The organism is Microvirga sp. jy35 (assembly GCF_056148915.1).
Map to the genome: position 1 here is coordinate 125604 of NZ_JBWBEW010000012.1, position 14042 is coordinate 139645.

Below are 14042 nucleotides of genomic sequence, written 5' to 3' on the forward strand. Positions count from 1 at the left end.
CTCTTGTTTTGTGCGCTGCCGCACTTGCGACTAAACCGTCCAGACGGTATATAAATGGTTCCACGGCATTGGCGTCAAGGGAAAGCCGCGTTATTGCCGCACCTCCTTAGTCTTAGATGAGCCCAGTCATCCGGGTTCGCAATCTCGGAAGAAGCCTATGAAACGGCGCCTTGTAGTCGGTCTTGTGTTCATCCTCGCGGTTGGCCTGTGCGGCGGCCTGATCTGGTTCAACTTCTTCCGCGACAAGATGATCACCCAGTTCTTTGCCACCATGCAGCAGCCGGCGCAGACGGTCTCGGCCTCGAAGGTCGAAGCGAAGACGTGGCAGCCGAGCATCAGCGCTATCGGCACGGCCAAGGCGGCCAATGGCGTCGAGCTGGCCGTGCAGGTCGGCGGCGTGGTGAAGGACATCAACTTCAAATCAAATGAGCGCGTGCCTCAGGGTAGGGTGCTGGTTCAGCTCGACGATGCGGTCGACCGGGCCGATCTGGCCAATGTGCAGGCGCAGGTGAAACTTGCCGAGGCGAGTTTCGCCCGGTCCCGGGCTCTGTCCGCTCGTGGCATCACGGCCGAGGCGACCTTCGAGCAGAACGAGGCTTCGCTCGCGACGTCCCGCGCTCAGGAGGCAAAGGTTCGCGCCGTCATCGACCAGAAGGCCCTCAAGGCTCCCTTCGGCGGCGTTCCCGGCATCTCGAGGATCGATGTGGGGCAATACCTTCAGCCCGGCACGGTAGTGGCGAGCTTCCAGGATCTGTCGTCTATGAAGGTCGACTTTACTGTTCCGGAGCAGCGGGCCGGCGAGATCAAGCTCGGCCAGGAAATCCGCGTGGGCGTGACGGAGACGGACCTGCCTTTCAAGGGGCGCGTCATCGGCAAGGATCCCCGCGTCGATCCGGCGACCCGGCTCGTGTCCATTCAGGCGCTGATCGAGGACAACAAGGATGGTGCCATTCTCCCGGGCCAGTTCCTTCATGTGGAAGTGCTCCTGCCGGAGCAGCCGAACGTCATGACCCTGCCACAGACGGCGGTTATCACCAGCCTCTACGGGGACTACGTCTACACGATCGAGCAGGAAGAGCGGGCGGGCCAGCAGGTTCAGGTCGTCAAGCAGGTATTCGTGAAGACCGGCCGCCGCCGCGGCGGGGCTCTTGAGGTTCTGACCGGCCTCAACGCCGGTCAGCAGGTGGTTGCCTCGGGGCAGAACAAGCTGCAGGCCGGTTCGACCGTCAAGATCGACAACACCATCGATGTGACCAAGCTCGACACGACGAAGCTCGCGAGCGGGCAATAGGCATCAGCCATGAGTTTTACAGAACTTTTCATCCGTCGCCCCGTCCTGTCGATGGTGGTGAGCCTCCTGATCCTGCTGCTGGGTGCGCAGGGTCTGATGAACCTCCAGGTGCGCCAGTATCCCGAGGTCGAGGAAACCACCATCACGATCACGACGGTCTATACGGGCGCCAGCGCCGACCTGATCCAGGGCTTCATCAGCACGCCCATCGCCAAGTCCGTGTCGAGCGCGGAAGGCGTCGACTACGTGACGACGCAGAGCCGCCTCGGCGTCAGCACGGTATCCGTGCGCATGCGACTGAACACGGATCCGAATGCGGCGCTCACCGAGGTCACCTCCAAGGTGCAGCAGATCCGCGCGCAGCTTCCCTCCGAGGCTGAAGATCCGGTCATCATGAAGGGCACCGGCCAGAGCTTCGCCCTCATGTACATCACCTTCGGCAGCACGGAGATGAACCCGGAGCAGGTCTCCGAATTTCTCACCCGCGTTGTCCAGCCCCGCTTCGCGACCCTTGAGGGTGTCGGCAACGCCGAAATCCTCGGCGGACGCGACTTCTCCATGCGCGTCTGGATCGATCCCGTGCGTCTGGCCGCTCGTGGTGTGACCGCCGGCGACGTGGTGGCGGCGATCAGGGCCAACAACTTCCTCGCAGCGCCCGGCAAGACCCAGAGCGAGTACGTGGCCTACAGGCTCGACATGCAGACCACTCTGCAGACGCCTGAGACTTTCGGCACATTGCCGATCCGCTCCAACGGCGATCAGGTCGTGCGCCTGCGCGATGTGGCGGATGTGGAGCTCGGGCCTGAGAGCACGGACACCATCGTCAGTTTCAACGGCAGCCAAGGCACCTTCATCGGTATCGTGCCGACGCCCTCGGCCAATCCTCTGACCGTTGCCGAGGAGGTGACGAAGGCCATCGAGGGAATTCGTTCGACCCTGCCCCAGGGCATGACGGTCGAGATCGTCTACGATGCGTCGAACTTCATCTCGGCCTCGATCGAGGAGGTGTTCAAGACCATCGGCGAGGCGGCGCTCATCGTCGTGGTGGTGATCCTGCTGTTCTTAGGGTCTTTCCGCTCGGTGCTGATCCCCATCGTGACGATCCCGCTCTCGCTCGTGGGCGTATGCTTCTTCCTCTATGCACTGGGTTACTCGATCAACCTGCTCACCCTGCTGGCGATGGTGCTCGCCATCGGCCTCGTGGTCGACGATGCCATCGTGGTGCTGGAGAACATCCACCGCCACATCGAAGAGGGATTGAAACCGGTCGATGCAGCGGTCACAGGCATGAAGGAGATCTTCCTGCCGATCGTGTCCATGACGGTCACGTTGGCGGCGGTGTATGCCCCCATCGGCTTCACGCAGGGCCTGACGGGCTCGCTCTTCCGCGAGTTCGCCTTCACCCTGGCCGGGGCCGTGATCATCTCGGGCATCGTCGCCGTGACGCTCTCGCCCATGATGTCGTCGAAGCTGCTGAAGGGTCATGGTGGCCAGGGGCGCTTCGCGGCCTTCGTCGACCGGGTCTTCACCCGGCTCGAGAACTGGTATGCCCGGCGCCTGAAGGGTTCGCTGGACTATCGCGGCGTGACGCTCGTCATCGTCGCCGTCCTGCTCGGCACCACGGCGTTCATGTTCACCAAGACCTCCTCCGAGCTTGCTCCTGAAGAGGATCAGGGCGCCTACCTCGGCATCCTGAATGCGCCGAAATACGCAACAGCCGATTACACCCAGGCCTTCTCCAAGCAGTTCACCAATGCGGCGGAGAAGATCAAGGAGATCGACGACAGCTTCCTGATCGTCGGTATCGATGGCGGTGGCGGCGGCTTCTTCGGCTTCAAGCTGAAGGAATGGAGCGAGCGCGAGAAGAAGGGCGCCGAGACCAAGCAGGACATTCAGAATCTCCTGAACGAGAATGCTGGCCTTCAGGCTTTCGCCTTCGCGCCTCCGTCCCTGCCCGGCGCCGGCGACGGCCTGCCGATCCAGTACGTTCTGCGCACGATCGGTGAGTCTTCGCAGGCCTATGAGGTTGCGGAGCAGGTTCGCCAGCAGGCGATGAAGTCCGGCAAGTTCATCGTCGTTCAAAACTCCATCTCCTACGAGTCGCCGCGCGCCCGTATCACGGTCGACCGTGATCGGGCTGCCGCTCTGGGCGTGCCCGTGTCCGAGATCGGCAACACGCTGGGCGCTCTCGTCGGCGGCGCGCCGATTTCGAAGTTCGATCGGGACAACAGGAGCTATGACGTCGTCAGCCAGGTCCGGCAGGAGGATCGCCTGAACCCGGAGCGGCTGACCACGTACTATGTCCGTGCATCCGACGGCTCCATGGTTCCGCTGTCTGCTCTCATCAGCATCAAGACGGATGCGGCACCGGCGGCCATCGAGCAGTTCAACCAGCTCAATTCGGCCACCCTGTCGGCCCTGCCTCTGCCGGGTGTGACGACGTCGGAAGGTCTGGCAACCTTGCGGTCCATCGCGAAGGAAGTGATGCCGCAGGGCTTCTACGAGGATTATGCCGGTCAGTCGCGCCTGGAGATCCAGGAGGGCAACTCGATCTTCCTGGCCTTCGGGCTCGCCATCATCGTGATCTACCTGGTGCTGGCGGCGCAGTTCGAGAGCTTCCGGGACCCGTTCATCATCATGATGTCGGTTCCGCTCTCCATGTTCGGCGCCATGATCTTCCTGAACTTAGGCCTGGCTACCCTCAACATCTACACGCAGGTGGGCCTGATCACCCTCGTGGGCCTGATCACCAAGCACGGCATCCTGATGGTGGAGTTCGCCAACGAGCAGAAGGAGAAGCACGGGGTCAGCAAGCGTGAGGCCATCGAGGAGGCGGCCCGCGTTCGTCTGCGCCCGATCCTGATGACCACGGCCGCCATGGTGCTCGGCGTCGCGCCTCTGCTCTATGCCAGCGGCGCCGGTGCGGCCGCCCGCTTCTCGATGGGTCTGGTGATCGCGTCCGGCATGTCCATCGGGACGATCTTCACGCTCTTCGTGGTGCCGATGTTCTACACCTTCATCTCACGGGAGACCGTGCGGGCTGGCCGGACGAACAACCGGGCGGAAGCCAAGCACCATCAGCCGGTTGCAGCGGAATAGCAAAGAAAAGGCCGGGCATTGCCCGGCCTTTTGAGTCGCATCTCAAGAGGCAGGGTCGGCACCGACTCTGCCTCTTCTCGCATTAGTGGGCGATCTCGCCCTCGACTTCCATGAAGGGGGAGACCGACTTGAAGCCTGCCTGCTCCGCAGCCTTGCGGACGGCTTCGGCAACCTCGGTCGAATGAACCTCGACGGTTTCGCCGGTCTTTGCATCCACGAACATGATCTTCATCGCGTTCATGTCCGGCTGGCCATGGGAAATGACATAGGAATTCTGGGTAGCCAGACGGTGGACGAGACCTGCGTCGCGCAGGAAATCCAGAGCACGATAGATGGTCACGGGAGCAAGACGCTTCTTCTCGTTGCTGAGGCGGTCGACCAGATCGTAAGCCCCAACCGGGCCGCCGCTCTGGACCAGCTCGCGGTATACGCGCTCCCGGATCGGCGTAAGCCTGAGATTGTTCTGCCGGCACAGATCGTCTGCACGACGAAGAAGGTTTTCCTCTTCTTCCTTCCTGAGGGCCTTGGTGCTCATGAGCCACACTCCTGTTATTACGGAACCTATACATTCATATAGGTAAAATACGGCTCTGACAATGTGCTATCGTTGCGAAATATGCTCTAACGATGCATTTTCCTCAACGGAAGGAGCATGATAGCCATAATATAAGCGTGGCAATAAGGATTATACACGTAATAACGTTTTGATGCAGGGGACGTTCCCATGGGCAGCTTACTTCGTACAGGTATCGCACAGGCCGCGGATCTCGACGGTCACCTTCTTGGCGGAAAAGGCGTGATCGTCGCTCCAATGGGACAGGCGCTCGCTGATATGCGGGTCGGTGAATTCCTTCACCAAGCCGCAGCTTTCACAGATGGCGAAGGCAGCCATGTCGTGTTCATGATGGGGATGCTTGCAGGCCACATAGGCGTTTAGGCTCTCAAGCCTGTGGGCAAGGCCCTTCTCGATGAGCTTGTCCAGCGACCGGTAGACTGTGGGTGGGGTGACCGCCCCCTTGCCTCGCATCTTGTCGAGGACCTCGTAGGCCGAGAGCGGATTCTGAGCGGAGCAGAGAATCCGATGAACCCGCTTCTGGGTCTCGTTGAGGTCGTCGAGGCTGTGGTGGTGATGCGTATGGGCCATCTGAAATCGTCGGTTCCGCCGGGCGTGGTCACCCTATACGTCATGATTGCGGAAGGGATTTCAAGACATCCGCGCCGAGTCCCGCCGGCGTTGCGCCGGCAGGACTTCGATTGGCCGCAGCTTAGAGATCTACCCAGGCCGCCTTGCGCTGGGAAGAGCGCACCGCCGCCTCGATGAAACGTACACCGCGGACACCCTGATCGACGGTGGGGACCTGAAGCGAAAAGGAACTGGGCTCGCGCTTCTCGATGCGCGCCGTGATCTGCTCGGCCACGTCCGTATACAGCTGAGCGAAGCCTTCGAGATAGCCTTCAGGATGTCCCCCGGGAATGCGTGATGCCGCGCGGGAGGCCTCATCGGCGCCATAGCCGTTGCGGCGGATGATGCGGGGAGGCTCGCCTAAGGCTGAGAAGGTGAGGTAATTCGGGTTCTCCTGGTGCCACTCGAGGCCTGCCTTCTCGCCATAGACGCGGATCTTGAGACCGTTCTCGAGGCCGGCTGCCACCTGGCTGCACCAGAGCATCCCTTTCGCACCGGACGCAAAGCGCAGCATCATGTGAGCATTGTCGTCGAGCCTGCGGCCCTCCACGAAGGTGTGAAGCTCCGCCGAGAGAGATGCAACCTCGTCGCCGACGATGAACTCGGCGAGGTTGAAGGCATGCGTTCCGATGTCGCCCACGGCGCCGGCAGGTCCCGAGCGCGCCGGGTCCGTGCGCCATTCGGCCTGCTTGCTGCCGGTTTCCTCCATCCGGGTGGCAAGCCAGTCCTGCGCGTATTCCACCTGCACGACCCGGATGGCGCCCAATTCTCCCGCCTGCACCATGGCGCGGGCCTGCCGCACCAGGGGGTAGCCGGTGTAGTTGTGGGTCACGGCGAAGATGAGCCCTGACTCACGGGCGAGCTTGGCGAGTTGATCAGCCTCGCGCCTTGTGGTGGTCAGAGGCTTGTCGCAGATCACATGGATGCCGGCCTTCAGGAAGGCGCGAGCGGCGGCGGCATGCGCGTGGTTCGGCGTGACGATGGCCACCGCATCGATTCCGTCCTTCAGCCGCCGCTCCCGGCGTGCCATCTCGTTGAAGTCGCCATAGATGCGGTCGGGCTTCAGGAGAAGATCCTCGCCGGAAGCTTTGGCGCGCTCCGGATCGGACGAGAGGGCGCCCGCCACCAGCTCCCAGCGGTCGTCAAGGCGGGCGGCGATGCGGTGCACCGCGCCGATGAAGGCGCCGCGTCCACCGCCGACCATGCCGAGGCGCAAGCGGCGGTTCAGCTTCTGATCCGGAGATCCTGCAATCGTCATGTCCTGCCCCTTTTAACCTAAGCCGCGCCGATGCCGAGCATCCGGCGGTTCGCCGCCTCATCCGTCCCGCCAGCGGCGAAGTCGTCGAACGCTTTTTCCGTCACACGGATGATATGCGCCTTGATGAACTCGGCGCCTTCCCGCGCGCCGTCTTCCGGATGCTTGAGGGCGCATTCCCATTCCAGCACGGCCCAGGAATCGTAGTCGTACTGGGCGAGCTTGGAGAAGATTGCGCCGAAATCCACCTGCCCGTCGCCGAGCGAGCGGAAGCGTCCCGCACGGTTGATCCAGCTCTCGTAGCCGCCATAGACGCCGACGCGACCGGACGGGTTGAACTCCGCGTCCTTGGCATGAAACGCCTTGATGCGCTCGTGATAGAGATCGATGAAGGCGATGTAGTCGAGCTGCTGCAGCAGGAAGTGGCTCGGGTCGTAGTTGATGCAGGCCCGCGCATGCCCGCCGACCGCATCGACGAAGCGCTCGAAGGTGGCGCCGTCGTGAATGTCCTCGCCGGGATGAATCTCGTAGGCCACGTCGCAGCCTGCATCCTCATAGGCGTCGAGGATCGGCCGCCAGCGCCGTCCCAGTTCCTCGAAGGCGGTCTCGACGAGACCGGCAGGGCGTTGCGGCCATGGATATACGAAGGGCCAAGCAAGAGCACCGGAGAACGACACGCTGACATTTAGCCCTAAGCGCTTCGAGGCACTTGCTGCCATCAGCATCTGGTTGACGGCCCATTCCTGCCGCGCCTCCGGGTTGCCTCTGACTTCGGGCGCCGCGAAGCCGTCGAAGGCTTCATCGAAGGCCGGATGCACCGCCACGAGCTGCCCCTGCAGATGGGTGGAGAGTTCCGTGATCTCCATGCCGTGGGAGCGCACGATGCCCTGCACCTCGTCGCAATAGGCTTCCGACTCCGCGGCCTTCTTCAGGTCGAAGAGGCGTGCATCCCAGGTGGGGATCTGGACGCCCTTATAGCCGAGAGAGGCCGCCCAGCGGCAGATCGCGTCGAGCGAATTGAACGGAGCCTCGTCGCCTGCGAACTGCGCAAGGAAAAGGCCGGGGCCCTTCATGGTCTTCATGGGTGAACTCCCGATGTGGCGTGAGTGAAGGCGGGGAAGCCGGCAAGGGGAAGCCGCCCTCTCAGGAGCAGCTTGCCGTTGCCTCGCCCCTTCCGGCTGGAAGGGGCGAGAGCGTCACGCCGCTTAGAACGGTGAGTTCGGGAAGTAGTGATTCTTGGCGTTATCCTTCGTGATCAGTTCGGCGTTGAGGGTGTATGTGCCGCGCATGGGCGCATTGGTGTAGAATTGCGCGGCAGTGACGCCCATCGCCGTGGAAATCATGGACGGCGGATAGGACACGTTCGCCGGAACCATCTTGTCCCCGTCCATCACCTTCTTGACCATGTCCTTCATGCCGGCGCCGCCGAGGACGAACTTGATGTCCTCGCGCTTGGCCTGACGGATAGCCTCCATGACACCGAGCGCCATGTCGTCGTCGGACGCCCACACCGCGTCGATCTTCGGATGCTTGGACAGGAAGTCCTGCATCACCTTGAAGGCATCGTCACGGTTCCAGTTGGCATACTGCTTGTCGATGACCTTCACGCCGGAACCCTCGAGGGCCTTCTCGAAATTCGTCACGCGCTCCTCGTCGATTACGGTGGGAATGCCACGGAAGACGACGACGTTGCCCTGCTTCAGGTTGTCGACGAAGTACTTGCCGGCGACCCGGCCGAATTCCGGATTGTTGCCGGCGACATAGATGTCCTGGATGGACGGATCCTTGAGGCCACGATCGACGATCGTGACGAAAGTCCCGCGCTTCTTGATCTCGCGCATGGGATTCGTGAGCTCGTCCGAGTTGAAGGGCAGGACCACGAGAGCGTCGACCTTCTGCGAGGTGAGGTCGTCGAGGGCATTCGCCTGGGATGCGCCGTCCGGCGAGGTCTTCACGACGACCTTCAGGCCGGGATAGCCCTTTTCGAGCTGCTTGGCGGTTTCCTGCGCGTGGTAGACGACGCCGCCGGTCCAGCCATGAGTTGCGGCCGGGATCGAGACGCCGATCGTCACGTTCTTCTGCTGGGCCATCGCGCCGGTGGCGACGCCTGCCATCAGGCCTGCCGCCATTGCGAACTTCAGTACAGTTGCTTTCATCTCATTCCTCCCTGGAGGGTTGGTTTTTTAAGCCCTTCGTCCCTTTTCCGGTGGGCTTAGCCCGGTTTCATCGCCCGCGGTGGACTGACCGCTGCACGAGCATGGCGATAATGATGATGGCACCCTGAACCGCGCCCACGAGGAACTCGGAGACGAAGTTCGACAGCACCATGATGTTGGCGACGAGTTCGAGGATCACCGCGCCGACGACGGTGCCCCAGATGCGGCCGATGCCGCCCTTCAGGGCCGTGCCGCCGATGACCACGGCCGTGATGGCCTGCAGTTCCCACAGCAGGCCCGTGGTCGGGGTGGCCGAGCCGAGGCGCGGCACGTAGACCAGCACGGCGATGCCGACGCAGATGCCCTGGATGATGTAGGTCAGCGTGCGCACGCGCCAGATCGGCACGCCGGAATAGCGGGCCACATCCTCATTGGAGCCGAGCGCCACCACATGGCGGCCGAAGGAGGTGCGGTAGAGGATCAGCGCCCCGATGGCGGCCACCACGAGAAAGGCGATGATCGGATAGGGAATGCCGAAGATGCTGCCGAAATACACGGGCCGATAGAGTTCGCGCAGTTCGAAATTGCGCATGGTGATGGTCCCGCCGGCCGCCAGCCAGATGACCAGGGAGCGGAATATCCCCATGGTGCCCAGCGTCACGATGAAAGGTTCGATGCGCCCGAAGGTGACGATGAGACCGTTGGCCAGTCCGCAGGCAGCACCGAGCGCGATGGCGGCGAGCAACCCAAGCGCCAGCGTGCCCATGTCCCCGCCGCCGAGATTGTTCAGGGTCAGGATCATGACGCCGGCGGTCAGTGCCGCCATGGAGCCGACGGAGAGATCAAGCCCGCCCCCGGCGATCACGAAGGTTGCACCCACCGCGATGATAGCGATGAAGGCCGAGCGGGTCACCACGTTGAGCAGGTTCGAGGCGGTGAGAAAATCGGGATTGATCAGCGCGCCTGCGATGATCAGCACGATGAGTGCGATGAAGGGCGAGAGAGCCCGCATGTCCATCTTGAACTTGCGCTTTTCGGCGCGGGTGGGAAGCACGGTTTCGGTCATGCGTGGCCCGCGGCGATTTCCGCCGCCCTCTCCTCGTGAACGCCTGTGGCGAGATAAACGATTGCGTCTTCCGACAGATCGCCTTGCGCGACTTCGCCTGCGACGCGGCCGTTGCGCATCACGACGACCCGGTGGCAGAGGCCGATCAGCTCCTGCATCTCGGAGGAGATGACCACGACGGCCTTGCCCTCCGCCGCAAGGGACGCGATGAAGCGGTAGATCTGCTCCTTCGTGCCGATATCGACGCCTCGGGTCGGTTCGTCGATGATGACGATGCGCGGCTCCAGCAGCATCATCTTGGCGAGCAGGAGCTTCTGCTGATTGCCGCCGGACAGCTGGCCTGCCAGCAGGTCGCGGCTTCGGGTGCGGATGTCGAAATCCTTGATAGCCCCATCGAGCGCCGTCTCCTCGGCGGCCACGTCGATGAAGGACCCGCGGCTGAACTTGTCCAAAGCTGCGAGGGAGAGATTGATCCGAAGGTTCTGCTGCAGGAGCAGGCCCTTGCCCTTCCGGTCCTCGGAAAGGTACACGATCCCGGCCGCCATGGCCTCCCGTGCATCGCGGAATTGAACTTGTCTGCCGTCGAGAGTGATGGTGCCGTGGCCGGGCCGCAGGCCCACCAGAGCCTCGAAAAGTTCGGTGCGGCCGGCGCCGATCAGGCCGCCGAAGCCGAGGATCTCGCCACGGTGAAGGACGAAGGACGCGTTCTCCACGAAGCCTGGCACAACCATGTCGCGGACGGCGAGGACCGTCTGGTCGGAGGCGGTCGCAGGCTTCTCAGGATAGAGCTTGGACATGTCGCGGCCGACCATGAGGCGGGCCATCTCGAGAGGCTCGAGACCTTCGATGTCGCGGGTCACAACGTGACGCCCGTCGCGCAGAACCGTGACGCGGTCGGCAACCGCCTTCACCTCGTTCAGGCGATGGGAGATGTACAGCACCGCAACGCCCTGGGCGCGCAGCCTGCGGATGATCTCGAAGAGGCTCTCGGCCTCGATCGGCGTCAGAACGGCCGTCGGCTCGTCGAAGGCGACGATCTTATGCGGCACAAGCAGTGCGCGGGCGATCTGGACGAGCTGCCGGTCGGCGATGGAGAGGTGGCGGACCTCCCGGTCGGGATCGATACTGGTGCCGAGCTCATGCAGGATAGTGTGCGCCCTCGCGCGCATGGCCTTGTCGTCCACAAAGCCGAAGCGCCTGATCTCACGACCCAGAAAGAGATTCTGCGCAACGGTCAGATCCGGAGCGAGCAGGATCTCCTGATGCACCAGAACGATGCCGTGAGCCTCGGCATCCACAGGACCCGAGAAGGTGATCGGCTGATTGTCGAGGTGCAGGTTTCCCTTCGTGGGCGGAAGATGTCCCGACAGGATGCGCATAAGGGTCGATTTGCCGGCCCCGTTCTCGCCGATGACGGCATGAACCTCGCCAGGCCTCAGTTCGAGCGAAATGCCGCTCAGAACCTCAATGGGTCCGAAGGATTTCGAGATGTTCTCTGCGCGAAGAACGGAATCCATCACCTGCTCCGGATGAGCGATGTCGCTCGCCTTCGATCGTTTGAAGGCGGTTGCAAGAAGTCTCTACCGGATGCGGATCAGCTGGACGGCACGGGAGCGGGCATTCATTTCCTCCTGCTTGTCGATCAGTCCTCTGACGGGACTCTTTCTGAAGTAGAGCTGTCGAACCGCTCGACAACAACCCCATGTAATCGATTACATGCAACTTTACCGAAATGATGGCATCTGTCAAACAGAACCATAGTCGGGGGAAAACCATGGACGATTTGGGACAGGGGGACAGGGCTGAGCCAGAGGAACCGCGGATCCGTGCCGCGCGAATCCAGGATGTCGCCCGGCTTGCCGACGTCTCGACCGCGACCGTGAGCCGGGCGCTCGCGACGCCGGAGCGGGTGTCTCCCGAGGCCCGTGCCCGGGTGCTGGAGGCCATCGCCAAGATCGGTTACGTACCCAACCCCGCCGCCCGGTCCTTGCGCTCGCAGAAGACCTTCATGGTGCTGGTGGTGCTGCCGGATCTGTCGAACACCTTCTTTTCCAAGATCCTGCGCGGCATCGAGGAGACGCTCTTCGAGGCCGGCTATGGGATGATCATCAGCGATCTCGATGGCTCGCCCGAGAAGGAGGCGCATTTCGCAGCCTTCACGGCGGCGGGTCGCGTGGACGGCGCCATTCTCCTCAACGGCCACCTGTTCGGGCAGACCCGCGAAGGGGAGGGGCAGTCTGCCCGGATCACGGTCCCGCTCGTGGCTTTGTGCGAGGCGATCCCGGGTGCCGATATTCCGCAGATCGGGATCGACAACCGCGCTGCCGCCTCACGCATGACCCAGCATCTGGCCGGGTTGGGACACCGGCGCATCGCCTATGTGAGCGGACCGGCCTACAACATCCTGGAGCGGGAGCGCTTCTTAGGGTTCAAGGACGGGTTGGAGGCCGCAGGCCTGCCCTTCGATCCGGCGCTGGTGATCCCCGGCGACTACACGATCGAGTCCGGCGTGGCGGCCGGCCAGGGACTGGTTGCCAGGACCATCCGCCCGACGGCGGTCTTCTGCACCAGCGACGAAATGGCGATCGGGCTGATGCGCACCCTCCTCTCCGCCGGATTGCGGGTGCCGCAGGATATCTCGGTTGCGGGCTTCGACGATATCGAATTCGCCGCCGTAGCCGAGCCGTCGCTGACCACGATCCGTCAGCCGCGGCGGGAGCTCGGACAGGGGGCCGCGACGGTTCTCATCGATCTCCTGCAGGGACGCCCGGCGCCTAAGCAGATCCGGCTTGAGACAGAGCTAGTCATCCGGGACAGCGTCGCGCCGCCCGGCCGGTCCTAGAACAGCGAAAAGGCCCCGACGAACAGCACCAGCACGAGGGCGATGAACCCGATATAGCCGGTAAGCGCTTTGCGTGAGTTCCGGTGTGCATAGCTGTCCTTGGCGTTGCCGTTCTGCCAGCGCACCGATGATTCCTGATGCCGGGCGATGTCGACCTGCTCCGGCTTCATCGGATTGCCACCGGCTTCATCATCTGTGCCGAGCGGCGACAGGCCGGGGTCGAACACCTCGTTCTTGTCCCCCGTGCGGCCGCTGTTGATGTCGCCTTTCAGCTGCGCCGTGGTCGAGCCCTCGTTCATAGGAGGAGGATCCACCGGTTTGATCGTGTGCGTCCGAGGAATGTCTGTCTGATTGGGGTTGTCTGAACGAGTGGACATGAAGGCTCTCCCGGGATCCGCTGATGGGGAAACCACTGGGGGAGTGCGAGGTTCCTGCCACCTCTTCCAGGTGGAAGCCATTGTACGGGCAAGAAAAAAGGCCGTTGTTGCCAACGGCCCGAAGTTTAGGGAGGAAACGCCCTAGAAGGGCTGCAACGCGGCGACGCCAATCGCCGTGCTGCACTGCAATAATTAGGGAATGCGCCGGTGAGGATCAAGATTAAAAGGTCAGCATCATTGCCTAATTTTTCGCCTCGCTGCCGTATTCAGGCCTCCGGGAACACTGGACAGAACAGTCGCGCGGAAGGCCAAATGGGCGGCGCCTGAATGCATGAGGTCCGCTATGCCGAAGCTGAACGCCGTGCTCGAATCCGCTCTCTATGTCGACGATCTATCCCGCGCCAGGGAGTTCTACGAAGCCAGACTCGGCCTGCCGCTCCTGCTGGCCAATCAACGCATGTGTGCGTTCGATGTCGGTGGCAGGGGCGTGCTCCTCGTCTTTCTCCGGGGCGGGTCGAGCGGGGACATGACGACCCCCGGCGGCACGATTCCCGGCCATGACGGGCACGGCCCGCTGCATGTCGGCTTCGCCGTTGCGCCCGGCGAGCTTGCCGCATGGGAGGAGAGGCTGGAAGAGCAGGGCATTCCCGTCGAGAGTCGGGTGACCTGGCCGCGGGGCGGCACCAGCCTCTATTTCCGCGATCCCGACGGGCACGTCCTCGAACTGGCGACGCCCGGGCTCTGGGCCACGTACTGATGGCCAGAGCCCGGGC

At 62.9% G+C, this 14042-nt stretch carries 12 protein-coding genes; 4 read left to right on the forward strand and 8 right to left on the reverse strand.

Annotated elements, in window-relative coordinates; all coding sequences use genetic code 11:
• Positions 1–157: 157 nt before the first annotated feature.
• A complete protein-coding gene (locus AC0QTX_RS12120) occupies positions 158–1291 on the forward strand; it encodes an efflux RND transporter periplasmic adaptor subunit (protein ID WP_474604084.1) in 1134 nt (377 codons plus the stop codon).
• A gap of 9 nt (positions 1292–1300) precedes the next feature.
• On the forward strand, positions 1301–4390 hold the full coding sequence (locus tag AC0QTX_RS12125) for an efflux RND transporter permease subunit (protein ID WP_474604085.1): 3090 nt from the start codon (positions 1301–1303) through the stop codon (positions 4388–4390).
• An 82-nt stretch (positions 4391–4472) separates the two neighbouring features.
• On the opposite strand, the gene AC0QTX_RS12130 is transcribed toward AC0QTX_RS12125, so the two are convergent.
• From AC0QTX_RS12130 to AC0QTX_RS12160, 7 genes are all read right to left on the reverse strand, one after another.
• A complete protein-coding gene (locus tag AC0QTX_RS12130) occupies positions 4473–4925 on the reverse strand; it encodes a Fur family transcriptional regulator (protein WP_474604086.1) in 453 nt (150 codons plus the stop codon).
• Between the two features lie 198 nt (positions 4926–5123).
• Complete coding sequence (locus AC0QTX_RS12135; RefSeq protein WP_474604087.1) at positions 5124–5534, reverse strand: Fur family transcriptional regulator; 411 nt, start codon at positions 5532–5534, stop codon at positions 5124–5126.
• 121 nt (positions 5535–5655) lie between these two features.
• Positions 5656–6831 (reverse strand): Gfo/Idh/MocA family protein, encoded by a 1176-nt coding sequence (locus AC0QTX_RS12140; RefSeq protein WP_474604088.1) that lies wholly within the window; start codon positions 6829–6831, stop codon positions 5656–5658.
• A gap of 17 nt (positions 6832–6848) precedes the next feature.
• The gene (locus AC0QTX_RS12145; protein WP_474604089.1) at positions 6849–7910 is read right to left on the reverse strand and encodes a sugar phosphate isomerase/epimerase family protein; all 1062 of its coding nucleotides are present in this window, start codon (positions 7908–7910) and stop codon (positions 6849–6851) included.
• A 123-nt stretch (positions 7911–8033) separates the two neighbouring features.
• Positions 8034–8984: a substrate-binding domain-containing protein gene (locus tag AC0QTX_RS12150; RefSeq protein ID WP_474604090.1), complete on the reverse strand. Its 951-nt coding sequence runs from the start codon at positions 8982–8984 to the stop codon at positions 8034–8036.
• 67 nt (positions 8985–9051) lie between these two features.
• Positions 9052–10050, reverse strand: coding sequence for an ABC transporter permease (locus AC0QTX_RS12155; RefSeq protein ID WP_474604091.1), 999 nt, complete (start codon positions 10048–10050; stop codon positions 9052–9054).
• The gene (locus AC0QTX_RS12160) at positions 10047–11567 is read right to left on the reverse strand and encodes a sugar ABC transporter ATP-binding protein (protein WP_474604092.1); all 1521 of its coding nucleotides are present in this window, start codon (positions 11565–11567) and stop codon (positions 10047–10049) included. The genes AC0QTX_RS12155 and AC0QTX_RS12160 overlap by 4 nt, the downstream gene beginning before the upstream one ends.
• A 257-nt stretch (positions 11568–11824) precedes the next feature.
• On the opposite strand from AC0QTX_RS12160, the gene AC0QTX_RS12165 reads away from it, so the two are divergent.
• Positions 11825–12892, forward strand: a complete 1068-nt coding sequence (locus tag AC0QTX_RS12165) for a LacI family DNA-binding transcriptional regulator (protein ID WP_474604093.1) — start codon at positions 11825–11827, stop codon at positions 12890–12892.
• Here AC0QTX_RS12165 and AC0QTX_RS12170 read toward each other — a convergent pair.
• Positions 12889–13269, reverse strand: a complete 381-nt coding sequence (locus AC0QTX_RS12170) for a hypothetical protein (RefSeq protein ID WP_474604094.1) — start codon at positions 13267–13269, stop codon at positions 12889–12891. The two genes, AC0QTX_RS12165 and AC0QTX_RS12170, sit on opposite strands and share 4 nt — an antisense overlap.
• 343 nt (positions 13270–13612) lie before the next feature.
• Between AC0QTX_RS12170 and AC0QTX_RS12175 the strand changes: the two genes are divergently transcribed.
• Positions 13613–14026 carry a VOC family protein gene (locus AC0QTX_RS12175; protein WP_474604113.1) on the forward strand — a complete coding sequence of 138 codons (414 nt, stop codon included), beginning with the start codon at positions 13613–13615 and terminating at the stop codon, positions 14024–14026.
• Positions 14027–14042: the final 16 nt, after the last annotated feature.